The sequence below is a fragment of the Microbacterium sp. CFBP9023 genome, assembly GCF_034045055.1.
GTDB lineage: Bacteria > Actinomycetota > Actinomycetes > Actinomycetales > Microbacteriaceae > Microbacterium.
Genome location: NZ_JAXCWI010000001.1, coordinates 884,222 through 907,781, shown reverse-complemented (window position 1 = coordinate 907,781; position 23,560 = coordinate 884,222). Strand labels below are relative to the sequence as shown.

The following is a 23,560-nucleotide window of genomic DNA, read 5'->3' as shown; positions in this document are numbered from 1 at the left end:
TGATGGAGACCCTGAATGAGGTGGTCCTCCCGTATGCGGAATGGCAACCCACGAAAGAGACGATCCACAGGTACCTGCAGATCGTAGGGAAGCTGCGCCTCGCCGTCAGCCCGAGGCGAAATCACTGGTGGAATGTACCGTTCCATGTGACGGCTTCGGGTATCACTACTCGCCCGATGGGCCGAGACCCGGTGTTTGCGATCGACTTCGACTTCATCGATCACCGCTTGATCGTGGCCACGAATCACGGGTCTCGAAGTTCCTTTTCTCTCCAGGGACTGAGCGTGGCAGAGTTTCACGATGCGCTCGTCCACGCGATGCTTGCGGTGGGTGCGGACCCGTTCCCCATATTGCTGTCCCGCCCGTTCGATCTCCCGGATAGCGACCGTCAGTTTCGAGTCGACGACGAACATCGCTCCTACGATCCTTCAGCTGCCGCAACTTACTGGCGGGTGCTCGCCGACGTGAACATCCTGTTGGAGGAGTTCTGCGGCCGATACTCCGGAAAGACGAGTCCGGTCCACCACTTCTGGCATACCTTCGACATCGCAGCGACACGGTTCTCGGACGCCATCGTTGAGCACGGCGGCGGCGTCGACCCCGTCACACGAGAGGCCTATTCGCGCGAGGTCATGAGTTCGGGCTTGTGGTTCGGTGACGCAGAGACACCGGAGCCGGCGTTCTACGCGTACACATCGCCGGAGCCAAACGGACTGTCTGACCAAGCGCTACCCGAGGGCGCGAACTGGCGGCCTCGAGGCGGCGAGCACCTTGCGGTGTTCCCGCTCTCCGCGGCGCAGCGCACTGGCGACGTCCGAATGGCTGCGTTGGAGTTCTGGGAGGTCGCTTACCGCGCCGGTGCGATGCTTGCCAACTGGGACATCGATCGGCTGTCCTGCCCCGATGGGGTGACTGATCCGTTACTGCGCATCTCGGGCGCTTCGACTGCGGCGCCGCTCAGGGCGTCCCGCAGCTGAGCCCTCGTCGTCACGCCTAGTTTCGGGAACAGCCGATACAGGTGCCCCGCTACGGTTCGCGGCGACAGGAACAATCGCCGGCCAATCTCCTTGTTCGAGAAGCCGGCGGCCGCCAACTCGGCGACGCGCGCTTCCTGCTCCGTGAGAACGGACACCACGTCGTCGAGTGGTTCCCTTGTGGTGGTGCGCAGTTCGCGCTGCACACGGTCGACCCAGGCCACCGCTCCGATGTTCTGGAAGTCCATTCTCACTCGTAGTAGCTGATGCCGCGCCTCAGTGATGCGTCGCACGCGGCGAAGGCGTTCTGCGTAGACGAGCCTTAGACGAGCGGCCTCGTACACAAACGGCAGACCTTCGGCCTCAAGAAGAAGCCCCTCCATACGTTCCAAGGCGTAGTCGTTGTCGAGGATCGCCTCGCACGCCTGGAGGACGAAGTCCGCACGAGTCGAGCGGAAGGTCTGCATCAAAACCGTCGACTCTTCCAGGCGCTTCTTCGCTTCCGAGATCATGTCGATCTTCGTGGCGAAGTCAACAAAGTCGAAGACCTCGATCGGACCGTAGGGGCCGACAGTGAGACTGAGGTGGTCTGGTCGACGCGTCAGTAAAAGAGCCAGGGCAACGTCGTAGTTCCCTCGTGACCCTTCGAGCAGAATGATCACCGATTCAGTTACGGCGCGGAGGCGGTGGGCACGGCGTATTCCTGGATCGGAGAGCACGCGTTCCACACGCTCACCCGCTCGATCGCGTTCGCCACGGAAGGCTTCGACAACGGCCAGCATGGTCTCCGCGTTTAGAGCCAGGAGATTGCTTTCGATTCGACGAGCGAGAGTGAGCGCGTCAGCAGCCGTCTCTTCTGCCGCCGTCCAGAACTGCGACTGGATCTGCACGTGCGAGAAGAAGGTGGTCCGGATCAATCCCGCAAGAGCGTTGGGTGAGGTCCTGCCGACCGGTTCTGAGGTCGCATGCCCGGCCAACCTCATCGTCTTGAATGCGTCAAGGACGTCCGCGATGCTTTCAACAACCTCCACCCAACTCCGTCTTCTGTCTGGCTGTGCGTCAGAGATGCGAGCGACATCGGGGGCGTTGACCGCTGACATCGTGGCTGCGATGCGGTTCAAGGTCGGATGTACTTCGTTGACCTCGGATGCGACCGTCTCGATGTACTCGCCCCACCCAGACTCCTGAGGGTCCACCATGCAGCGCAGCGCGAGAACCGTCAAGCATTGGTTGCGGATGTCTGGGTCGGTCACTTTGCTCAGCGTCGCATGAAGGGTGCGATGCGAAGCTTGCATGTCGTCCTCATGAAGAAGCTGAATGAGCGCACGGGCGGGCGCGGTCCAGTTCAACAGGCCGTCGCCCTCGCCGAGAGCCGCACCCCGTGCGATCAGCCGGCGGGCGAGGCCAAGGTCGCCTTCAAAGGCAGCGACGTTGGCGGCTCGAGCGACCAGCAGCGCAATCTCGATAGGTTCCGATCGCTGTTCCGCCGCGGCGAGCAGCCACGCCACCGCCCATGACGGGGCCCCCACTCGTTCGAGGTGCGCGCCAGGGTCGAGGGCAGTGAGACTCGCGCCCTCGAGCAGAGCGTCGCTGACCTCCGTCGGGTTCGCGGTGGCGAGTGCGACCACGCGGCGCGATGAATCCGCGGTATGGAGAGCGCCATCCTCCCGACGCAGGATGAAGCCGATCTGGACAGCTTCCTGCTCCTGCGCGGTCTCCACAGATGGGTGTGGAGCCGAAGTCGTCGCAACACGCAAGATGAGGGACCGCGCTTCCGGGCTCGCATCGCGGAAAGCGCGGACCGCCTGCTGATCAAGGTCGAAAGACGAGGGCTGCGGGATGTCACCGGTCCAGGCCGTGGAGATGAGCTCGTCCGGCGGAGATGCCGGAAGGGGGTGCTCGGAGCCGTAGAGGTCGAGCATAAGACGCACGGCGAGCGGTGACAGCTTCGGGAAGCGGCTGCCGATGGAAAGTATGTCGCTCATACAAGCAAAATAGAAAAGATTGATGTTCCGCACATCACACGTATTCCGGGCGCGTTAACATGCGTGCGGCACCAGCGAGCAACGGAGAGAAAAATGAGCGACGACGAAGCCGTAGTTGGCTCGGATGGTGTGGCAAAAAGCATCCGCGGCAGGGACACAGAACTCGCGCGGCTGCGGCACGCCGTGAGCGCGCTCCGCGAGGGAAAATCCGCGCACGTGCTCGTGCTCGGCGAGCCCGGGGCTGGTAAATCGACGCTGCTCGACTTTGTCTGCGACGCGGCGCGCGCGGCGTCCATACCTGTGGCACTCGTGCGGGCCGGAGGAATCCCATCGGCGGGCGTGGCGGCAACGCTCGCCGAGGCGCTTTCGGCACCGAACGTGGCGGCCATCGATACCGCTACCGCCACACAGATGGATTCGTCCGTCGAGCTTCGGTACTGGTGGGTTCAGGAACTCGAGGCCGCGATTGAGAGACTTGCGCAACCGGTTCTGGTCGTCATCGATGATCTGCAATTCGCTGACGAGCTCACACGCCTTGCGGCCCGTGCGCTGCCGTTGCGACTGGGACGCTCTCCGGTCGCTTGGGTAGTCGCTCAGCGCACCAGAGATTTCGAGCAACGCTCAACTCACAGCCGTGGCGGTAGCGCAGCTCTCGATGATGCCATTGTGCTTCCGCGGCTGGACGAGCATGCAGTGTTCGAGGTGGCAGCAGACATTCTCGGAGGTGCGCCCAACACAGAGATCAGGACGCTGCTAGCGCATGCCGACGGGCTTCCTTTGCGCGTGACGAGCTATGCGCGCGAGCTACGCGACGCCGGCGTAACGCAGCTTAGTGAGGGGGTCGTTTCTCTCGCGGTCGACTATGCGGGGGAGCACGATTATTTCGCGGACCCCGTCGAGCGACGTTTCGGGCTGCTTAGCTTGCCTGCACGTCAGCTCGCCCTGTCTGCGTCGGTCCTTGGGCTGCAGTTCACTATGACTGAGGTGCTCGCACTTACCGGTCTGCGGGCGGGGCAGATCCTCGAGCCAGTAGAAGAGCTCCTTCGATCGGGAATTCTGCATGATTCCGGTGGAGCTCTCGAGTTCGAGCATGAGATTGTGAGGAGTGCTGCGGAGGCGCAGCTGGACGAGGGGAAGCGCAACCTTCTGCGTCGTGCAGCGTATGCCCTGAGTAGGGACGACGGCGGTCGCCCCACCACCCTGGGTCAACGTGCGCTTCGCGCTGTCGAGCACACCGAGTTCGAGGAGGAAGGAGCGCCGTCGCGCGTCGACGCGCTTGCGATCGTCGAGGACGCGCTGACCATCGTCCTCGATGAAGATGCATCTCTGGCTGCAGATCTCATCGAACGGCGTCTGCAGCTGCTCGATGTATCGGGAGCTGGACTGCGGGCGGCGATGGCCGACGCGATCCCCGTGATGCTGCACGCTGGGCGAATGGCCGAGGCCCGTGAGCTCGCGCGTCGAGGGATCGCCGCGAATATGGACCCTGACGAAGAGGTAGCGGCCCGTCTCGCTCTTGCTCAGCTGACAACGCTGGATGAACCGCGCGCAACCCGCGAGAACCTCGATGTCGCCCTGCGGTTGCCGGTCAAGTCTCCAGTTTTGAAGGCGCGCCTGGCCGCGCTCAGCACCCGACCGTATACCACCGACTATCTCTACGATGCGCTGGAACTGGTGCTACCGGCGGTTCGCGAAACCGTGCTGGCAGCCAAAGACGATGTTGCGCTCTCGACGTTCGAGCATGTGGAAGCGATCGCGGCGTTCCACCGACACGAGTGGGCGTTCGCGCGTGAGGCGATCAGCAGAGCTGAAGAACGAGGCCAGCGCACCGGCGGATCAGAGACATGGTTCGCGAGTCTCATCAGGGTCTCGTTGTTGAGATCCGTGGGGCGTCCGCTAGATGCACTGCTTTCGATCGACCGAGAGATCCGAGCGGCGGATGAGCGGCGGCAAGCACTGGCACTTCTGCATCTGCAACTGGTGCGGGCGAACATCCTGCTGGACCTGGGCCGACTCGACGAGGCGGAGATTCAAGCTGAGGCGGTGCGCGAGCTCGCTGAAGACATCGGTGCCGAGTGGACGGTTGATGTGGGGGCAGTGTCGATACTTGCGCAGATCGCTGTGCACCGCGACACTCCAGATGTGAGGGACAGACTCGGTCCAGCGGCCGCGCGGTTCGCAGAGGACAAGGTAGCCCATCAACGCCTCGGGGGTGAGTGGACTGAGCTGCTCCTCGCGGATATCTCAGGGGATCGGACGACGATCGAGATGCGGACGCGCGGAGACCATTACCGGTCGCGTATCCTCGGGCCGCCAGTGGGCGGCGCGTCAGACATCCTCGACGACGTGTACTTCACGCGGCTGGTACTCGAGAACGGCATGCCGGAACGGGCGCGCAACGTCGAGAGCATGGCGCGCGAGCGCGCGCGCATCACTGAGGCTCCGATCGCGCACGGGGTGTTGGACCACGTCGTAGGACTGATTGATGGAAACCCGCGACGACTTGAGTCTGCTGCCAGGGTGTACAAGGAGATCAGTCGCCCGCTGGCGGAGGCTGCGGCATGGGAGGACCTCGCTGTTGCACAGAGCGTCGCCGATTCCGTAACCTCGGCCGACGCGCTGCGGCGCGCTCACACGCTGTTGTCGTCTTGTGACGCTACCCGATCGCTGGCTCGCGTCGAAGGGCGACTGAGAGATTTGGGGGAGCGCCCCCCGGTCCGTGTCAGTACACGGAATGCACTCGGTCTGACGGCCGCAGAGCAGCGAATCGTAGATCGCGCGGTAAGAAACGAAACCGCGGCTGAGATCGCGGCGTACCTATACCTCTCCAGGAATACGGTCACCGCGCACCTCCGTCGCATCTACGCCAAGCTCGATGTGAGATCACGACAGCAAATGATCGAGGTCGTCAGGGCCCATGGCGTCGCCCCGCGGTGACGCCGCCTCATGCCATTGACGTAACTCGTCGCGCGAACTGATCCCAAGTTTGATGTAGACGCTTCGCAGATGCGCCACGACTGTGTGGCGCGAGAGCAAAAGGTCTGCAGCGATCCGCGTCATGGAGGGCCCAAGGACGGCGCGTTCAACGATCTCCTCCTCCATCCAGGTCAGACCGCGGCCGCCGTGTGTCTCTCCGGTCGGAGACTGCCGGATCGTGCGCCCGCTCGCGCGCAGCTGTCGTCTCATTCGTGCCGCACGTCGGGTCGCGCCGGCGCGGTAGTACAACCGGTGCGCTGACTCCAGATCAGGTACGCCCGATCGTGCGGCAAGCGTCTCAGAGAGCTCGCCGGCGGAAGCGAGCGCATCCGCTTCCAGCAACGGGCGCGTGAGGCGTTGCCACAACGCAGCCGCTGTCCTCAGCTGATCGGGCCGACTGAACATAAGCCCCTCCACGTGCGCAGCGATCGCCCGGGCGATCGCTGCTTGCGGGTTTTGCCGTTTACGCTCTTTCGCTGAACGAAGGCATCGCTCAGCCAGATCTGAGTACTTCAGGTTCACGCAGGTCTGCATCAGGAACACGTCGTCCTCGGGATCAGTCCAGGGCAGCACCTCGTGTCCGTGCTCAAGGGAGGCCCTCAACTCTGACGCGGCGATCGTGATCGCGTGCTCCTGCTCGAGCTCCTCTGCTAGGAGAAGTCGCCACGTGGCGCGCCGAACCGCGGCGTCGTCGTTCCCCGCTGCAGGCGGGGCGAGGAGCTCGTCGACCTCTGCGAGCATCTCGCGATCTCCTCGGAATAGTGCGGCATGCAGCTTGGTCCGAATAGCGACAGACTGCATTCTGTCCTCGATGCGAGGCGCGTCAGAGTCCTGCGGGTGAAGAGGAAAAGAAGTTGCGTGATCCAACCGACCGAGCGACATCTCGACGGATGCCCGAAGAGCTGCGAGCGGGCGGAGTACGACCGTCTTGCCTTCGGTGTTCGCACGGGCAGTGACGTCGTCGTAAAGGGCGAGCGCTCCCGCCGAGTCGCCAAGAAGATGTTGCACGTGCCCCTGCCACAGAGCCGGAATCCCCCAGTAGCCGAGCGGTATGTCTGCGGACCGTAGCCGAGCGACAGCAACCCCAGCCAGGGCCCTGGCCTCATCGAAGTGTGAGGCCTGCATCCGGGCGGACGATAGCGCGAGGTGGAGAAGGCCCAGAGACTCAGAGTCCTCCAAGAAGGCCGCAGCCACAAGCGCTTCGGGAGCCTCAGCGGAGACTATCTCGTCGAATCCCAGACGGGCGAGGTAGAACATCCGAAGCGCGCGCAGCCTGATGTGCGTCGCCGAGTCCGCGGCCGCGAGTGTGAGGCCTTCTTCGGCCAGACGAAGGGCGTCCTTGGCGAGTGGCTCGATCCTCGCGAGCCACACCATGCCGTGTGCATCGAGTTCGTCATTCGTTCGACCGATGAATACGCGCGCTACAACCTCCACGGCCTTTTGTGTCTGCGAGGTCTGCCAAAGCAGCATCAGTAGGGAATCGGCTACCGGTCTCAGGCGGGGGTCGTCGTCGTCGGGGAACAGGGACATCGCGTGCTCCCCGAACTGAATCGCCTCACGCGGACTCACGTCTTTCAGTTCGTGCATGGCATCGACCGCCATCTCGCGTAGCCCGGTGTCGATGCTTCTGGTGCGGCTCAGAGAGAGATTGGTCCCCTCTGTAAGGGCTTCTCCGAGAAGGAGCGCTGCGGGTACACCTCGATCTCGCAACGCCCCGACAATCTCTCGACGCAGACCGATGCGGACGGCAGGAGAAAGGCTCTGCTCGGCTTCCTCTGATGTGAGTCGGCTGGCAGGTAGGATCAGCTCTCCTCTGTTCCACAACAGCCCCCGCTCGACCGCGGCGCGAACATTGACGCGAACCTCGGTTTCGCTGGTAGCTATCAACACACTGAGGACCTCCACCGAGAGCGCAACCGGTGCGACGGCGGCGAGGGCAACTAGCGCGTGAGAGTGGGCGGGCAGCTCGTGAGTCCCGGCCACTGGCTCGCGGCCATGCGCTCCGGACGCAGCCGCATCCGTCGGCGAAAGTCGCGTTGTCTCCATCACTGCCCAGACCGCGTGCCGGGGGCCCTGCCGTCGCGAGAGCGATCGGTACACCTCGGCGATGACAGGGTCCTCGTTCGAGCGGGGCGAGACGATCAGCACTGGCTGATCTCTGGCGAGATCATCGAGCGCCTCCACGATCATCCTCGACAAAAGACGCTGGTTATGGTCCAAGAGACGCCAAAGCGGAACGGCGGCAAGCGGGGTCGGCAGGAACCGGTTGATCGCGAGAAGAAGATTGCCGCCCGCGATGAGATGGCAGTCTGAATCGTCGTCCGCACGAACAACAATCGCACCCGAAGCAATCGCGGCGTCAACGAGCATCCCGGTATCTGTCAGGCCCGGGGGAGCGGTGAAGACCCCGCCTGCTCCCGAGATGAGCGCGCTCAGAACATCGCTCGTCCAGCGAGCGAGCCCATCCTCGGGTGCCATCATGCGTGTGTCAGCGGTCCGTCCCGACCGGCGCATCGATCCCGTCGCGGGACCCTACGATCTCCGCAGTCGGCAATGCCTCACGAAGCTGCCGGCGATCAGCGTCGCTCAGAACAATGGATGCCGCCTTGACGTTCTCCTCGAGTCGGCGGCGGTGGCGCGTACCAGGAATCGGCACAACGCCCTCGGAGATCACCCATGCGAGAGCGATCTGGGCGACGGATGCGCCGTACCCCTGCGCAATTGACTCGACCTTGTCGACAAGGCGCCTGTTCGCTTCGAACGCATCCGGTTGGAAGCGAGGAAGACCACGCCGCGCGTCACTCGGATCAAGGTCGTCCAAGGACTTGACTCCGTCAGTGAGAACTCCTCGACCGAGCGGAGAGAAAGCCACGACGCCGATACCCAGTTCGTCGGCGACGGCCTTCTCATCGTTCACGAGCATGTCGCGCGCGAACAGCGAGAACTCGGACTGCACGGCAGCAATCGGATGCACTGCCTGAGCGCGTCGAAGAGTGGGCGCTGATGCTTCGGAAAGCCCGATGTGGCGAACTTTCCCCTCTTTCACCAACTCAGCAAGACCCCCGACGCTCTCTTCGATTGGCACCGCTGGGTCGACGCGGTGGAGATAGTACAGATCGATGACGTCCATCCCCAGGTGACGTAGCGAGCGTTCGCATGCGCGACGGATGTATTCCGGGGTGCCGTTGCGACCGTGGATCGTGCCATCGTCGTCCGTCTCTGCTGATGCCTTTGTTGCGATGATGATCTCGTCGCGGCGGTTGCCGAGCGCCCGACCGATCAGCTTCTCGTTCTCAAAGGGGCCATAGGCTTCGGCAGTATCGATCAGAGTGACGCCGAGATCGACGGCGCGGTGCAAGGTGGCAATCGCCTCGGTTTCGTCCGTGGCGCCGTAGTAGGCGCTCATTCCCATGGCGCCCAGGCCGATCGTCGATACGCTCAGCCCGTCGCCGAGATTGAACTCCCTCATTTGATCCTCTTTTCATTCTGCAATGTGGCCCGGTGTTCGACCACGTCGCGGTAGGCGTCGATCTTCGTCTGCAGCGCTGCGAGGTGACGGTGGGTTCGGGTCAGCACGTCAAGGACGGACTGGCGATGCTCCTCGAGCACCCTCAGCCTCTCCGCCTCCGACCCTTCGCGACGAGAGAGATCGGCAAGCACCCGCATATCTCCGATCGACATGCCTGTCTCTCGGAGCATGAGAAGACCATTGATCCACTCCATGTCGTGTCGGCCGTAGCGTCGATGGCCGGAGGGGTCTCTGCGAGTCGGGTCAAGCATCAACCCTTCGCGCTCGTAAAAACGAAGCGCTTGAACGCTGAGTCCCGTCACCCGCGCAACCTGGCCGATCGTCAAGCCGGCATCGGGGATGTCGACATCGATCGTCGGCAAGGTGATCGCGTGCATGTTCCTATCCTGAAACCTATAGTGCGGTAGAGGTCAAGTCGTGAGACGCATCGAATGTCGGGTGAAGCGTGCGCCGCACACAAATAACGCGCGGCGCACGCCCCAGATCACCGTGTGGCGTGGAAGGCCGAGAGGATCGTCTTCGCCACAGCCGCCGGCTGAGACACGGCGAGTGCATGCGACGCGCCATCGATCACCGTCGCCTCGCGCGCCCCCGCACGCTCGGCGAGGAAGGCGATGGCTTCAGCGGGGATGTTCCGATCAGCGCCGGCGTAGATGAACCACGACGGCACGGACTTCCACCCGGGCTGCGCTGCGGGCAACGGTTCGTTGAGCGCTGTTTCGGTGATCGGCCTCTGAGTCTGGGCCATGAGTCGCGCGGTGGCATCGTCCACGTCAGCACAGAACTGTGCGTGGAAGACGTCCTCGCGGATCGTGAGGTCCACCTGCCCTGACGTCAGGACGTTCGGCTGCAGTGATTCTCCCAGGGTGCTCCCGGGGAACTTGCCGGCGAGATCGGCCGCGGATTCGCCGGTGTCAGGAGCGAAGGCTGCGACGTAGACGAGCGCGCGCACGTTGTCTACGAGCGACGATGCCTCCGTGGCGACGACTCCGCCGTAGGAGTGCCCGACGAGCACCACCGGGCCATCGATCGAGCGGATGACATCCGCCACGTACTCGCCGTCGGAGGTGACCGAGCGAAGCGGATTCGCAGCGGCGATCGCGTGGACTCCTTCAGCAGCGAGGAGCGAGATGACGTCGTTCCAGCTGGCGGATTCGGCGAAGGCGCCGTGGATGAGTACGACAGTTGCTTCCTGAGACATGGTTTCAGTCCTTCCGGTTGGTGCCGAGTGCTTTGCGGAGTACGTGGACGGCGACGCCCACGGCCGCGGTGGACGCTGCGCTTGTGCGCAGCGGGTTGAGCATCATGAAGTCGTGGATGATGCCGTTGAATCGAATCGACGTCGTGCGGACGCCTGCCTCGATGAGTCGGCGGGAGTACGCCTCACCTTCGTCCCGCAACACGTCGTTCTCATCGACGATGACCAGCGCTTCCGGCAGACCGCTCAGTTGCTCGATGCTCGCCCGCAGGGGCGATGCGGTCACCTCGTTGCGGACCTCGAGATCCGGAGCGTATGCGTCCCAGAACCACGCCATCGACTTGGCGGTGAGGAAGGGCCCGTCGGCGAACTCGGCGTAGCTGGCGGTGTCCTGTCCGGCATCCGTCACGGGGTAGTACAGCGACTGGTGCACGAAAGAGACCTCGCCGCGCTGTTTGGCGAGGATGGTCACTGCGGCCACCATGCATCCGCCAACGGAGTCTCCCGCGATCGCCATCCGCGAGGAGTCGATTCCGTGCGCATGACCCTCGGCAGTGAGCCACCGGGCCGTCGCGTACGCCTGCTCGATGGCGACGGGGTAACGAGCTTCCGGCGAGCGGTCGTATTCCACGAACGCGACGGCAGCATGGGCCCCGACCGCGAGCTCACGTACGAGCCGGTCGTGCGTTCCAGCGTTGCCCAGGATCCACCCGCCACCATGGATGTAAAGCACGACTGGGAGTTCGCCGGTCGCGCCTTTCGGGCGGACGAGGCGCACCCGAACGTCACCGACCTTCGCGAGAACGGTGACCCATTCCTCGTCGATCTCGTGCTTGTCGATCGGCGCCGACTGCACGTCGTCGAGAACTTTGCGTGCCCCCTCCGGACCGAGCTCGTACAGGAACGGAGGTTTCGATGTCGCGTCGGCAAAGGCTTGCGCTTCACTCTCAAGGACATGAGGTTTCATGACAGAACTCCTTCAGTCGGAATATCACTCTCTGAAACGAGGGCGTGAGGCGATCGTGCTCCTCACGGGGTCTTGGATGAGAGAGTCGAATGACTCAGGCGAGTCTGCTCAGAGTTCCATCCAGCCACTGCGCTTCCTCGGAACGGAGCGGATACCTAGGTACGAGGTCACTGCACCGGCGAACATCAGTGCAGCGGTGACGATTGCAGCGCGATGAAAACCGTCGAGGTCCAACGTTCCGCCGACGACAAGGGCGAGCAGCGCAACGACAATCAGTCCCGCCACGCGGGAGACGGCGTTGTTGACCGCTGATGCGATGCCGGATCGGTCCGGTCGGGCTGCGCCCAGGACTGCAGACGTAAGTGGCGTGACGGTGAGGGCGAGTCCCAATCCGGTCAGGATCATGCTGGGCAGCATCTGCCACCAGTACGAGAACTCCGAACCCACGGTGAGCAGAAGCAAGGCGCCGAACCCCATGAAGGCCGGCCCGACGGTCATGAAGATTCGTGGACCCCAGCGCCCGCTGAGGACGCCGATGCGTGAGCTGAGGAAGACGAGAAGTAGAGTCATCGGCAAGCTGGCAAGCCCGGCCAATGTTGCCGGAAAGCCTGCGTTCTGCTGCAGGTGAACAACGACCACGAATCCATTGAGTGAGATCCCCGCGTAGACGAAGGCCGTTGTCAGGTTCCCGGCCGTGAAGTTCCGCTTTCGGAACATGTCCAGCGGAAGGATCGGTTGCGGCGTGTGAGCCTGGCGGACGATGAAAGCGATGAACAAGATCGCACCGCCCGTAAGTGGTATCCAGATGGCGGGGGCGTTCCAACCGAGCGCAGGTTGCTCGATGAGCGCGAACACCAATGCGCCGAGGCCGAGAGTGCAAAGGGTGGCGCCGATCCAGTCGATTCCGGATCCTCGTTGCCGGGAGTCTCTCAGGCGACCGCGCGCGAGCAGAGCAAGCGTCGCAGCTATGGGAACAACGTTGACCACGAACGCCCAACGCCACGAGAGTAGATCCACGAAGACGCCTCCGATGACAGGGCCGACGATCATGGCGGCAGTGGTCATCGCAGTCCAGATTCCGATAGCCCTCCCGCGGTCCGTCCCGGAGAAGTTCGACGTGATGAGCGCCAGAGAACTCGGAACGAGAAATGCCCCGGCTGCGCCCTGAACAGCGCGCGCGACGATGAGGAACTCCGCGGTCGGCGCAAGCGCGATCCCGATCGACGCGACCCCGAAACCGAGAAGGCCGATGCGAAGAACAAGGACTCGGCCGAAGACATCACTGATCGAGCCAGCAACGAGTATGAGCGCGCCCAGAGTGATCAGGTAGGCGTCCACAACCCACTGCTGCGTACGCAGGCCTCCGCCGAGCTCTTCGCTGATTGATGGGAGCGCGACATTCACGATCGTGCCATCCAGGAAGGCCACGAACGAACCGAGTACTGCAACCCAGAGAACAAGCCGCTGAGTAGAGGTCAGCGGTCCTGAGGAGAGTGGGGTTGAGTCAGCGGAGGTGGCGGTCATGGCGATCACGGTAGTCCGACGCCGCCCGTGCGCGGTGCGTGTCAGCTACTCGGCTGAGTCGAATGACCTAACCCCGGATCGGAGCGGACCAACACACTTGCAAAGTGGATCGAATCATGAAGATCAAGAGCCTGGCGATGAACGCACTCATGCGCACGAGGTCGTCCTTGTGAACCCGCCGCTGAATGCGACAAACCGCATCCAGGCGGGAGAGCTTTCCATCGCATACGTCGATGAGGGCCGGCATGACGCGGAGCCGGTTGTTCTCCTCCACGGCTTCCCCTACGACATCCATAGTTACGACGACGTCGTTCCCCTGCTCGTCGAAGCCGGCTTCAGGGTCCTCGTACCGTACCTGCGCGGACACGGCCCGACGACGTTCCTGAGACCGGACGGCCCTCGTTCAGGCCAACAGGCTGCGCTCGGTGCCGACCTGCTCGCGTTCATGGACGCCCTGGGGCTGGAAAAGCCGATCCTCGCCGGGTACGACTGGGGCGCGCGTGCGGCCTGCGTCGTCTCGGCACTTTGGCCGGACAGAGTGCGCGGCCTCGTGTCGGTCAACGGGTATCTCATCCAGGACATCGCGACTTCTCAGTTGCCGATACGTCCGGACCTCGAGGCGGGGCTGTGGTACTTCTGGTACTTCAGCACAGATCGTGGACGCGCCGGACTATCAGAGAATCGCAAGGCGATCGCCGAGGTGATCTGGAAGCGGAACTCCCCGGAATGGCATTTCACCCGAGACCACCTCGACCTCGTCGCAGAGTCGTTCGAGAACGCCGCATACGTCGACGTCGTCATCCATTCGTACCGGCATCGGTTGGGGCTCGCTCCCGGAGATCCTCAATATGAGGAGATCGAATCGGAACTCAGCAAACGACCGGTGATCACGGTACCCACTGTCACCCTCGACGGGCAGGCAGACGGGAATTTCCCCGCGACCGATGGAAGTTCCACCGCTCACCTGTTCTCCGGGCCCCGCTTGCATCGTCAGGTCCCGCGGGCAGGCCATAACCTCCCGGCAGAATCCCCGCGTAGCTTCGCGGAAGCCATCCGCGATGTCGCCGACCCTTCCGGACTCGGCAAGGGAACCCCATGACTGTCGCAGAGCAATCACAAAGCAAGGAGCATGAAATGAAGATCGTCGTTTTCGGAGGCACGGGCCGCATCGGATCGCAAGTGGTGGAGTTGCTTCGTGATGAAGGTCACGAAGTTGTCGTCGCGGCCGTTCCAGAGGTGGACGCCCTGAAGGGCACGGGCATCGCAGCAGCGCTCGCGGGCGCAGATGTCGCCGTCGATGTGACGAACGCCATGATCTTCGACGAGGAAGAGATCGTCTCGTTCTTCACGACGACCAGCCGCAACATTCTTCAGGGAGAGATTATGGCCGGCGTCGGTCGCCACGTCGTGCTCTCCATCGTCGGTGTCGATCGTATGAATGCGACCTCGTACCTGGCCGGCAAGGTCGCTCAGGAGCGCACGGTGGCTGAAGGCGGAGTCCCATACACGATCGTCCGTGCCACTCAGTTCCAGGAGTTCCTTCCGGGGATCGCAGACATGAGCACCGTCGACGGTGTTGTGAGAGTGCCCCCGATCCTTCTCCAGCCCACGGCAGCAATCGACGTCGCACGAACAGTCGCAGACGTCGCGGTTCACGATCCCGGCACCACCGTCGTCGAGGTGGCGGGGCCGGAACGGGCACGGATGTCCGAGTTCATCGAAGAGGCGCTTCGTCGCGCAGATGACGAGCGCACGGTGGTTGAGGATCCGGAGGCGTTGTACTCCGGCGTCTTCCTCCCGGAGGACGGGTTGGTGCCGGTCGGCGACGCGCGGATCGGTGAGATCTCGTTCAACCTGCGCGGACAGAGCTGACCGATGAACGGGACTTCGAAAGTAGGCGCGCTTCAGTACTCCGCCTTGATCGCAACCGTGATCATCGCCGCGGTTGTGGGAGTCTGGTCCTTCGCGTTCCCGCAGTCGTTCTACGACCATTTTCCTTCCGTTCTCGGGGAGTGGATCTCGCAAGACGGCCCGTACAACGAGCACCTGGTGAGGGACCACGGGGCGATGTACCTCGCTCTCGGAGCAGCCAGCGTGGCGGGTTTCTTCTGGCGCGAGCAGGCTGTCTACCGGGTACTGGGCATCGCGTGGACCGTCTTCGGCGTTCTGCACTTCTCGTACCACGTCACCCACCTCGGCCACATGTCAGCTTCAGACGCGACCAGCCAGGTCATCGTTCTCATCGTCGCGGTGGTGCTCGGCGTCGGACTGTTCATCCCGCCCCGGGCGCGACGGTCGAAAACCGGTGGCTGAGCGATGAGGATCGCCATAGCCGGAGGAACAGGCACGGTCGGGAGTCACGTGTCACGAATCGCTGCGGAGCGGGGCCACGAAGTCGTGGTTCTCGCGCGCAGCCGAGGAATGGACTTCTTGACGGGCGCGGGGCTGACGAAAGCCCTCGAAGGAGTGGACTGCGTCATCGACGTTTCCAACATCACGACGCTTTCCGCTGTGACGGCGACACAGTTCTTCGTTGCCGTCACAGGAAACCTCGAAACGGCCGAGACGGAAGCTGGCGTGGGACACCACGTACTGCTCTCCGTGGCTGGTATCGATGCGATCAACTCTTCGTACTATGCGGGCAAGCTGGCACAGGAGCATGCCGTGCGTGCAGCTCGGACTCCTCACACGATCGTGCGGACTGCGCAGTTTCACGAGTTCGCCGAGCAAGTCGTCCGGCAGACATCATTCGCCGGTCTTGCCCTAGTCCCGAGGACTCTTACTCGGCCGGTCGCCGCTCGAGACGTCGCTCGCAGACTCGTGAATTCTGCAGAGGCGGGGCCGCGCGAGAGCCTTCCCGATCTTGTCGGCCCGAAGGACGACACGCTCATCAGTATGGTGCGGCGAATGATCGAGTTCGATGGCGCTTCAAGAAAAGCCATCGAACTGAGACTCCCCGGTCGCTATGCGCGCGGGCTCGCCTCTGGTTCCTTGCGCGGATCCGCTGATAGGGAACAGTCCGCTCTCACGTTCAACAAGTGGCTCACCACCCCAGACCACACCCGAATCGATTGAAGAGCTGAGCCGCACGGCAACGGGTCGATCGAACGGGCTGCGAACGAGGAAAGCAGAGGTGCGACCGATGGATCAGGTGGTTGTCGCTTTCGGTCTACTTCTCGCGGTGGTGGCCGCTTTCGTCACGAATCGCCTTCCACCGGTCCTCGTTGCAGCAGCCGTGCCGATCGCGCTGTGGGCAACCGGGCTGTTGACGCTGGAAGAGTCGTTCGCTGGTTTCGGAGATCCGCTCGTCATCTTCATCGCTGCCCTTTTCATCGTCGGGGAAGCACTCGTTGCCACCGGTGTGACGGCGTGGCTCGGGAAGCAGATTCTGAGGCGGGCGGGGAGACGTCGTGGTCGTCTCACCCTCGTGATCGGCTTCGCAGCCGCAGGCCTAGCTGCTTTGATCAGTATCAACGGCGCCGTCGCCGCGCTGCTCCCGATCGTGGTTGTCGTCGCGGTTCGAGCGGGCATCGTGCCCTCGAGGATGCTGATTCCACTTGCATTCGCCGCGAGCGCCGGCTCCCTCCTCACGCTTACCGGCACTCCCGTAAACGTCGTCGTATCTGACATCGCGGCACAATCCGGTGAACGCGAGTTCGGCTTCTTCGAGTTCGCGCTGGTGGGGGTTCCGCTCGTTGTTTTGACGATCGGCTTCACGGCTGCGCTGGGAGGGACCCTGCTGCCGCATCGAGTGGCAGAACGTCTCGACGAACAGGTGAGCGATCCCGAGGAGAGCGCTAGAGCATGGGGCGCAACGTATGACGTGGACGTGAGACCTGGTCATCATTTCGGCCCGGATGAGGGTGTCATCGAGATCCTGATCGCACCTCGATCAACACTCATCGGACGCCGCGTGAGCCCGGGTATGCGCACCCGGGATGAAAACTTGGTGGTCTTGGCCCACAGCAGGTTGGGCGACGGCAGGGCATCGGACCCTGATACTGACGGTGTCGTCCTCCGTGCTGGTGATTCGGTGCTTGTCCATGGGCCTTGGGAGTCGTTGCACCGTTATGCTGCATCGTCAGATGTCATCGCGGTGACGTCCCCGCGATCGCTTCAGCGTGGTGTCCCTCTCGGACATGGCGCTCGTCGCGTGCTGACCATTCTGGTGACGATGATCGTGCTTCTTGCAACCGGACTCATACCGGCCGTGATGGTCGGACTACTCGCCGTCGGCGCGCTGATCATCACTCGAGTCCTCACACCGCTTCAGGCGTTTCGCTCGGTGTCATGGGAGTCGGTCGTCCTCATCGCCTGCATGATTCCGTTGTCAACCGCGTTCATAACCACCGGGGCGGCCGATGTCGTCGCGACCGGTCTTCTGGCGCTGGTAGGGACCGCCGCCCCACAGCTCGCGTTGCTGGCGATCTGCATCGCGACGGTTCTGCTGGGAATGTTCATGTCGAACGTCGCGACGGTACTTGTCGTCGCGCCTGTGGCCGTCGCTGTCGCCGCCACACTTGAACTGAGCATCCTTCCGTTCATGATGGCGTTGACTGTCAGCGGCGCGGCGGCCTTCTTGACCCCGGTTTCTACGCCCGTAAACCTCATGGTCATGCAGCCGGGCGGGTACCGCTTCGGCGACTACTGGAGGGCAGGGCTGCCGCTGACGGTCCTGTACGTCGCTGTCGCCGTCCTCTACGTTCCGCTCGTCTGGCCGTTCTGACGCACCGTCCTCACATCTGCGGCCGCTGCGTCGTCACATATTTGAGAGAGAGAAGGTAGCACCGTGAAGGACATCGTGATTGTCGGCGGCGGGTATGCGGGCTTTTACACCGCCTGGAAGTTGGAGAAGAAGCTCCGCTCGAGCGAAGCACGCGTCACAGTCATCGACCCTCGGCCGTACATGACGTATCAGCCCTTTCTTCCCGAAGTAGCCGCGGGCTCAGTGGAAGCGCGTCATGTCGCAGTTCCGCTGCGACGGCACCTTCGACGCACGCGACTCATCGCCGGAGCCGTCACGCGAATCGATCATGCGTCTCGCACCGTGACCGTCACTCCCAAAGACGGCGGACCGTTTCCGATCAGTTACGACATCATCGCGGTAACCGCTGGTGCCGTCACTCGTACCTTCCCCATCCCCGGTCTTCTCGAGGAGGCGATTGGGTTGAAGCAGATCGAGGAGGCGGTCGCAATCCGTGACCACATCATGACTGCCTTCGATCGAGCGTCTGTTTTGCCGGCGGGACCAGAACGCAGCAAACTCCTCACCGTCACGTTCGTTGGCGGCGGCTTCTCCGGCGTCGAGGGCTTCGGGGAGACGCTGTCTTTGGCTACGGCTCTCCTGAAGTCTTACCCTGAGCTCGCCCCCACCGATATCTCCTTCCATCTCGTCGAAGCACAGGGCCGGATTCTCCCTGAGGTGACCGCAGGCCCGGGGCGTTGGGTAGTGCGTCACCTGGAGAAGCGCGGTGGCCGGATCCACTTGAACGCTCAACTGCAGTCTGCTGTAGGTGGGCACGTCGTGCTCTCCACCGGCGAGCAATACGACAGCGGACTCATCGTCTGGGTCGCAGGCAATGCAGCGAACCCGGTTGTCGCGACTCACACCGATCTGCCTCTCAACGAGCGCGGTCTCGTACGCGTTCGAGCCGACCTTCGCGTCGAGGACGCCGACGGTGTCGTCGTAACGGATGCGTGGGCGGCCGGGGATGATGCGGCTGTGCCCGACCTGGTGGCTCCGAGGGCAGGAGCGCTTGCTGTCCCGAACGCTCAGCACGCTGTGCGCCAGGGCAAACGTCTCGCCAAGAACCTCATCGCGACGCTCAGAGGGCAAGAGCCGGCCGACTACGTCCACCACAACCTTGGCGTTGTCGCCACGCTCGGGCTGGGGCGGGGAATCTTCCAGTACAAGAAGATCGTCATCACCGGATTTCCGGCATGGGTGATGCACCGCGGTTATCACGTGTTGGCGGTTCCGACGTGGGAGCGGAAGTTCCGCGTTCTTCTCATTTGGATCAGTGCCGTCTTCGCGGGTCGAGACATCACCTCTCTCGCGTCTGTGAAAGACCCTCGCCGCGCCTTCCTCACCGGTGGGAAGGTGGACGAGTGACGGCCAGTGGGGATCCTCATCGCATGTCCGAGCCAGATGGGCAGGACGAGAGTCTGCTCGATGTCTTCGCGGAGCGACGACGACTCGTAGCGATCGGCTACCGCATGCTCGGAACGATCGCCGAGGCAGAAGATGCCGTGCAGGAGACGTACATCCGCTGGTACCGGATGACTGATGCGGAACGAGCCGCGGTCGCCAACAAGCAAGGATGGCTGACACGGGTCATGAGCCGAGTCTGTCTCGACGTCCTCGGTTCCGCACGCGTTCGGCGGGAGAAGTACATCGGCGAATGGCTGCCGGAGCCTGTTCCCTCCGACTTGTTCTCGGGCCACGCGCTTGCGGCATCGAGCGCGAACGCGGATCCGCTGGACAAGGTGTCTCTCGATGAAGAAGTCAGCACGGCGCTGTTGATCGTCATGGAGAGTATGACTCCCGCGGAGAGGGTCGCCTTCGTGCTGCACGACGTCTTCGCCGTGCCGTTTGATGAGATCGCCACCATCGTCGGACGCAGCACTCCGGCCGTCCGGCAACTAGCCGCTTCAGCACGTCGACGTGCACGCGAGCACGATGTCGTTCCCGGTCGCACACGCGAGCACGACGAGGTCATCGTGGCTTTCGCGGCAGCATGCGCGGACGGGGACCTGGTGCCATTGATGGCGATGCTGGACCCGTCTGTCACCCTCCGGGCAGATGGCGGAGGGATTGTGAACTCTGCCCGCCGTCCGGTTCTCGGAGTGTCGAACGTGGCCCGCTTCATGATTGGGATGCTGCAGAAGCGGCCGTCGCTCGTCATGGATCAGCAGAGGACCGGTGACGGCATCGCTCTCGTGATGAGAGATCAAGGGCACCCCAGAGGCGTGATGAACATCAAGGTCAGAGGCGGCTTGGTTACCGACGTATGGCTCCAGGTCAATCCCGCGAAGCTCAGCGCGTGGCGAGCGAGGCACTGACCTCACAAAACCGCGCCCCGGATCGTCATGATGATGAGCCGACAGGTGTCGGACGGGAAGGGAACATCCAATGAAGATCCTGATCATCGGCGGCAACGGACATGTCGGCACACGCCTCACTGCGCGCCTCCGCGAACTCGGACACGAAGTCACGGCCGCCTCGCGCGGGAACGGTGTCGACGCTCTCACCGGTCGAGGCCTGGGAGAGGCGATGGAGAACGTTGACGCCGTCGTCGACGTCCTCAACACGATGGAGATGGATGCCGCGGCAGCGACTGCTTTCTTCCGTGGAACCACAGAACGCGTCCTCGCCGCCGAGCACTCTACCGGCGTACGCCACCACGTGCTGCTCTCCGTGGTGGGCGCCGACCGCGCGCTCGCGAACGGATACTACGCGGGCAAGGTCTCTCAGGAAGACGCTGTCCGCGACGGCGACATCCCGTTCACGATCGTCCGCGCAACTCAATTTCATGACTTCGTGCCGACGATCGCCGACTGGCTCACCGTCGACGGAGCGGTCAACGCGCCGCGGATGAAGCTTCAGCCGGTTGATGTGGACGACGTGGTCGAGCTGCTGGCTGAGATCGCTCAGGGCGCACCGCTCAATGGCACCGTCGATCTGGCCGGGCCAGAAGTTTTCACTCTCGACGAGCTCCTGCGCTCGTCGCTTTCGCTGGCAAACGATGAACGTCCGGTCGTGACGGTAGAGGGTACGGCTCTCGGCGCTGACGCTCTTGACTCCCTCGTGCCGCTCGGAGACCATCGCAGCGGCAAGACCCGCTACCCGTCCTCGACATCGCTGTGAGGCGAACGCCAGTTATCCGGAATAGATTCCGGATAACTGGCGTTTCCAGTTCATGTCCGCATGACGCGGCCACTGACAGGAAGAAGCAGCATGTACGACAACGACCACCAGTCCCCGCGCGACATCCTTGTGATCACGGGTGCGAATGGGTATCTGGGAAGCCACCTTGTGGCCCAAGCGCTAGACGCTGGATACCGAGTGCGCGCAACGGTTCGTGAGGATCGGCGCGGCGATGAACTACGTGAGGATCTGACACGCGCAGGACAGGCCTCGCTCGAGAACTTGGAGATCGTCCTCGCGGAGCTTGATGCAGACGCGGGGTGGGCCGGCGCAATGGAAGGGGCCAGATTCGTGCTGCACGCCGCGTCACCCTTCCCTGCATCCGCGCCCGCTCATGAGGATGAAGTCATCGCTCCAGCACGAGACGGAGCGATTCGTGTCCTTCGAGCTGCGCGAGACGCCGGTGTAGAGCGGACGGTTATGACTTCGTCGTTCGCTGCGGTCGGATATTCACCGAAGGAGTCTGCGTCTTACACGGAAGCTGATTGGACTGATCCCGAGGGGGATCTCCAGCCCTACATCAAATCGAAGGTTGTTGCGGAACGCGCGGCATGGGACTTCGCTACGACGAACCCCGGGTTCGATCTCGTCGTGATCAATCCGGTCGGAATCTTCGGGCCTGCGCTCGGGCCGAAGCTCTCGACGTCCGTGGGGTTCGTCAAGGCGATGCTCGATGGCGCCATGAAGAGCGTGCCGAGGCAGCACTTCGGTGTGGTGGATGTGCGTGACACAGCTGCGCTGCATCTGGCCGCGTTGACCCACCCCGCTGCCGCCGGCGAGCGATTCCTCGCTGTCGCCGATGGACCGTCCGTGAGCTTCTTGGACGTCGCAAGGATGCTCAAGGAGTCGCTCGGTGAGCGCGCATCTCGCGTCCCCGATTTGGAAGACAGCATGAGCAGCGACGGATCGGATGCCGCAACGATTCCGTTGATCAGCAACGCCAAGGCGAAGCAGCTTCTCGGATGGGTGCCGCGTCCGGTGCGAGAAACCATCGTCGCGACAGCGGATTCACTGACGGGACTCGGTCTCCTCGATCAGTGAGTCGCGGGCGAGCGGTGCTATAAACGGGCTACACCCTTTGCCCAGACGAAAGCGGACGCATGAGCTCGACCAGCCGACCACTTCGGGCGGACGCGCGTGCAAACCGAGCCCGTGTGCTCGAGGCCGCGCTCCGAGTGTTCGCGCAGCGTGGCGGCGACGCCAGCTTCACAGATATTGCTAAGGAAGCTGGCGTGGGGGTCGGCACGGTCTACCGTCATTTCCCGACGCGAGAGGATCTCATCGATGCCGCTTACGCGGACGAGATCCGATCACTGACCGATGCCGTCCCTCAATTACTCCTGCAGATGGAACCGCGGCAAGCCCTGAGACGCTGGATGGACCTGTTTGCCGCGTACCTCGGAGTGAAGAGCAACCTGATCGCGTCCGGAGGATCCAGCGCCTTCGCAAGTGGCACCCACGCACACAGCCGCGAGCAGAACATCGCGGCTGTGGCGATGATCCTTGACGCGCGAGACGATGCGACACCGAGGCTCACGGCCGAGGAGTTGCTGTTGTCGACAGGGGGCATCATCTTGACCACTGACTCCCCGGATCTGGTGACCCAGCGAGCAAGGATGCTGGACTTCTTGGCAGAGTCGGTCTGGACTAAGTCGCGCGCGTAAGTGCGGCCGACGGGTGGGCCCGCATCGGCGAGTGGCTCACTCCGGACATGGCTCGTTGCGATCAGGATGGACTTACAGCGGCGCGAGCGCCGTCAAAGCGAGTGAAGAGGAATGCATTGATGCCAGGCCTACCCGAGCACAGCTCCGACACTGCGGCGCGCATCCTTGCGGCCGCCAGCGATCTCCTTCTCCGACGAGGCGAACGTGCCGTAACCATCGCGGAAGTCGCCCAGCGCGCGAAAGTCGGCAAGGGCACGGTCTACCTCTACTGGGCGAGTCGAACGGACCTGATCTTTGGATTGATCGCTCGCGACTTCTTGGCTTTAGCTGAGGAGTTCACTCGGAAGTTCAGCGCCGATCCTGATCTCGCGCGCCCGTCTCGTCTTTTCCCGGAGTTGCTGAGAACTGCGCCGGGACGGCCTTTCGTTCGTGCCGTCCTGTTGGAAGACGAAGACCTTCTCGGGGTTCTGGCTGCCGACCCACGGTCGAAAGCCATCACGGATGCGCTCGGCCCGGAGAAGTTGATGATGGCCGTCCTGCCATCGTGGCGCGCAGGCTCTCTCGCGAGCGACGACTGGACATTGGAAGACCAGGCCTACGCTGTGCTGGCCGTGTTCCGAGGATTTCTCTTCAGTCACGAACTTGAGGCCGATGGTGACGCACAGGTTGATACACCGGAGATCTTCGGAAGAAGTATGGCGGCGGTTCTGGGGGAGAAGCGTGCGGCTCGCGGTGAGGTGACAGCGGCAAGTGAAACGATCATCCGCTACCTAGAAGAAGGTACGGATCTCGTGCTCAGCAAGATCGCCTCGTAGG

At 63.1% G+C, this 23,560-nt stretch carries 19 protein-coding genes and 1 pseudogene; 13 read left to right on the top strand and 7 right to left on the bottom strand.

From position 1 onward, the window contains the following. Positions 1-2 precede the first annotated feature (2 nt). Complete coding sequence (locus SOM10_RS04465; protein WP_320488623.1) at positions 3-977, top strand: DUF5996 family protein; 975 nt, start codon at positions 3-5, stop codon at positions 975-977. Positions 978-1,030: 53 nt separating this feature from the next. Here the strand turns inward: SOM10_RS04465 and SOM10_RS04460 are convergent. Beyond that, a pseudogene (locus SOM10_RS04460) lies at positions 1,031-1,222 on the bottom strand (LuxR C-terminal-related transcriptional regulator); the annotation flags it as partial. Positions 1,223-3,052: 1,830 nt separating this feature from the next. Here SOM10_RS04460 and SOM10_RS04455 point away from each other — a divergent pair. Then, entirely contained in the window at positions 3,053-5,896 is a 2,844-nt protein-coding gene (locus SOM10_RS04455) for an AAA family ATPase (RefSeq protein WP_320488621.1), read from the top strand. On the opposite strand, the gene SOM10_RS04450 is transcribed toward SOM10_RS04455, so the two are convergent. The 6 genes from SOM10_RS04450 to SOM10_RS04425 form a co-directional block, all read right to left on the bottom strand. Beyond that, positions 5,843-8,413 carry a helix-turn-helix transcriptional regulator gene (locus tag SOM10_RS04450; protein WP_320488619.1) on the bottom strand — a complete coding sequence of 857 codons (2,571 nt, stop codon included), beginning with the start codon at positions 8,411-8,413 and terminating at the stop codon, positions 5,843-5,845. The two genes, SOM10_RS04455 and SOM10_RS04450, sit on opposite strands and share 54 nt — an antisense overlap. 10 nt (positions 8,414-8,423) lie before the next feature. After that, positions 8,424-9,404 (bottom strand): aldo/keto reductase, encoded by a 981-nt coding sequence (locus tag SOM10_RS04445; protein WP_320488618.1) that lies wholly within the window; start codon positions 9,402-9,404, stop codon positions 8,424-8,426. Next, positions 9,401-9,841 carry a MerR family transcriptional regulator gene (locus SOM10_RS04440; protein ID WP_320488616.1) on the bottom strand — a complete coding sequence of 147 codons (441 nt, stop codon included), beginning with the start codon at positions 9,839-9,841 and terminating at the stop codon, positions 9,401-9,403. The genes SOM10_RS04445 and SOM10_RS04440 overlap by 4 nt, the downstream gene beginning before the upstream one ends. 107 nt (positions 9,842-9,948) lie before the next feature. Continuing rightward, complete coding sequence (locus SOM10_RS04435; RefSeq protein WP_320488615.1) at positions 9,949-10,665, bottom strand: alpha/beta fold hydrolase; 717 nt, start codon at positions 10,663-10,665, stop codon at positions 9,949-9,951. 4 nt (positions 10,666-10,669) lie between these two features. Then, positions 10,670-11,629, bottom strand: coding sequence for an alpha/beta hydrolase (locus SOM10_RS04430; RefSeq protein WP_320488613.1), 960 nt, complete (start codon positions 11,627-11,629; stop codon positions 10,670-10,672). Between the two features lie 108 nt (positions 11,630-11,737). Beyond that, positions 11,738-13,153: an MFS transporter gene (locus tag SOM10_RS04425; RefSeq protein ID WP_320488612.1), complete on the bottom strand. Its 1,416-nt coding sequence runs from the start codon at positions 13,151-13,153 to the stop codon at positions 11,738-11,740. Between SOM10_RS04425 and SOM10_RS04420 the strand changes: the two genes are divergently transcribed. From SOM10_RS04420 to SOM10_RS04370, 11 genes are all read left to right on the top strand, one after another. Next, entirely contained in the window at positions 13,152-14,252 is a 1,101-nt protein-coding gene (locus tag SOM10_RS04420) for an alpha/beta hydrolase (protein ID WP_320488611.1), read from the top strand. The genes SOM10_RS04425 and SOM10_RS04420 overlap by 2 nt on opposite strands. A 35-nt stretch (positions 14,253-14,287) precedes the next feature. After that, positions 14,288-15,025, top strand: a complete 738-nt coding sequence (locus tag SOM10_RS04415) for an SDR family oxidoreductase (protein ID WP_320488610.1) — start codon at positions 14,288-14,290, stop codon at positions 15,023-15,025. A 45-nt stretch (positions 15,026-15,070) separates the two neighbouring features. Then, positions 15,071-15,466 (top strand): hypothetical protein, encoded by a 396-nt coding sequence (locus tag SOM10_RS04410; protein ID WP_320488608.1) that lies wholly within the window; start codon positions 15,071-15,073, stop codon positions 15,464-15,466. 3 nt (positions 15,467-15,469) lie between these two features. Continuing rightward, positions 15,470-16,228, top strand: coding sequence for an SDR family oxidoreductase (locus tag SOM10_RS04405; protein WP_341850234.1), 759 nt, complete (start codon positions 15,470-15,472; stop codon positions 16,226-16,228). A 67-nt stretch (positions 16,229-16,295) separates the two neighbouring features. Beyond that, the gene (locus SOM10_RS04400) at positions 16,296-17,879 is read left to right on the top strand and encodes an SLC13 family permease (RefSeq protein ID WP_320488605.1); all 1,584 of its coding nucleotides are present in this window, start codon (positions 16,296-16,298) and stop codon (positions 17,877-17,879) included. A 63-nt stretch (positions 17,880-17,942) separates the two neighbouring features. Next, the gene (locus SOM10_RS04395; protein WP_320488604.1) at positions 17,943-19,265 is read left to right on the top strand and encodes an NAD(P)/FAD-dependent oxidoreductase; all 1,323 of its coding nucleotides are present in this window, start codon (positions 17,943-17,945) and stop codon (positions 19,263-19,265) included. Between the two features lie 23 nt (positions 19,266-19,288). Next, positions 19,289-20,215 carry an RNA polymerase sigma factor SigJ gene (sigJ, locus tag SOM10_RS04390; RefSeq protein WP_320488602.1) on the top strand — a complete coding sequence of 309 codons (927 nt, stop codon included), beginning with the start codon at positions 19,289-19,291 and terminating at the stop codon, positions 20,213-20,215. Positions 20,216-20,285: 70 nt separating this feature from the next. Next, entirely contained in the window at positions 20,286-21,020 is a 735-nt protein-coding gene (locus tag SOM10_RS04385) for an SDR family oxidoreductase (RefSeq protein ID WP_285363244.1), read from the top strand. Between the two features lie 90 nt (positions 21,021-21,110). Then, positions 21,111-22,121, top strand: coding sequence for an NAD-dependent epimerase/dehydratase family protein (locus SOM10_RS04380; protein ID WP_320488600.1), 1,011 nt, complete (start codon positions 21,111-21,113; stop codon positions 22,119-22,121). A gap of 59 nt (positions 22,122-22,180) precedes the next feature. Continuing rightward, complete coding sequence (locus SOM10_RS04375; protein ID WP_285363242.1) at positions 22,181-22,744, top strand: TetR/AcrR family transcriptional regulator; 564 nt, start codon at positions 22,181-22,183, stop codon at positions 22,742-22,744. Between the two features lie 119 nt (positions 22,745-22,863). After that, the gene (locus SOM10_RS04370; protein ID WP_320488597.1) at positions 22,864-23,559 is read left to right on the top strand and encodes a helix-turn-helix domain-containing protein; all 696 of its coding nucleotides are present in this window, start codon (positions 22,864-22,866) and stop codon (positions 23,557-23,559) included. Position 23,560 lies beyond the last annotated feature (1 nt).

Coding starts and splice junctions, on each gene's coding strand:
- SOM10_RS04465 (WP_320488623.1), top strand. CDS start 3: ATGGAGACCCTGAATGAGGTGGTCCTCCCGTATGCGGAATGGCAACCC.
- SOM10_RS04455 (WP_320488621.1), top strand. CDS start 3,053: ATGAGCGACGACGAAGCCGTAGTTGGCTCGGATGGTGTGGCAAAAAGC.
- SOM10_RS04450 (WP_320488619.1), bottom strand. CDS start 8,413: ATGGCACCCGAGGATGGGCTCGCTCGCTGGACGAGCGATGTTCTGAGC.
- SOM10_RS04445 (WP_320488618.1), bottom strand. CDS start 9,404: ATGAGGGAGTTCAATCTCGGCGACGGGCTGAGCGTATCGACGATCGGC.
- SOM10_RS04440 (WP_320488616.1), bottom strand. CDS start 9,841: ATGCACGCGATCACCTTGCCGACGATCGATGTCGACATCCCCGATGCC.
- SOM10_RS04435 (WP_320488615.1), bottom strand. CDS start 10,665: ATGTCTCAGGAAGCAACTGTCGTACTCATCCACGGCGCCTTCGCCGAA.
- SOM10_RS04430 (WP_320488613.1), bottom strand. CDS start 11,629: ATGAAACCTCATGTCCTTGAGAGTGAAGCGCAAGCCTTTGCCGACGCG.
- SOM10_RS04420 (WP_320488611.1), top strand. CDS start 13,152: ATGGCGATCACGGTAGTCCGACGCCGCCCGTGCGCGGTGCGTGTCAGC.
- SOM10_RS04425 (WP_320488612.1), bottom strand. CDS start 13,153: ATGACCGCCACCTCCGCTGACTCAACCCCACTCTCCTCAGGACCGCTG.
- SOM10_RS04415 (WP_320488610.1), top strand. CDS start 14,288: ATGAAGATCGTCGTTTTCGGAGGCACGGGCCGCATCGGATCGCAAGTG.
- SOM10_RS04405 (WP_341850234.1), top strand. CDS start 15,470: ATGAGGATCGCCATAGCCGGAGGAACAGGCACGGTCGGGAGTCACGTG.
- SOM10_RS04400 (WP_320488605.1), top strand. CDS start 16,296: ATGGATCAGGTGGTTGTCGCTTTCGGTCTACTTCTCGCGGTGGTGGCC.
- sigJ (WP_320488602.1), top strand. CDS start 19,289: ATGTCCGAGCCAGATGGGCAGGACGAGAGTCTGCTCGATGTCTTCGCG.
- SOM10_RS04385 (WP_285363244.1), top strand. CDS start 20,286: ATGAAGATCCTGATCATCGGCGGCAACGGACATGTCGGCACACGCCTC.
- SOM10_RS04380 (WP_320488600.1), top strand. CDS start 21,111: ATGTACGACAACGACCACCAGTCCCCGCGCGACATCCTTGTGATCACG.
- SOM10_RS04375 (WP_285363242.1), top strand. CDS start 22,181: ATGAGCTCGACCAGCCGACCACTTCGGGCGGACGCGCGTGCAAACCGA.
- SOM10_RS04370 (WP_320488597.1), top strand. CDS start 22,864: ATGCCAGGCCTACCCGAGCACAGCTCCGACACTGCGGCGCGCATCCTT.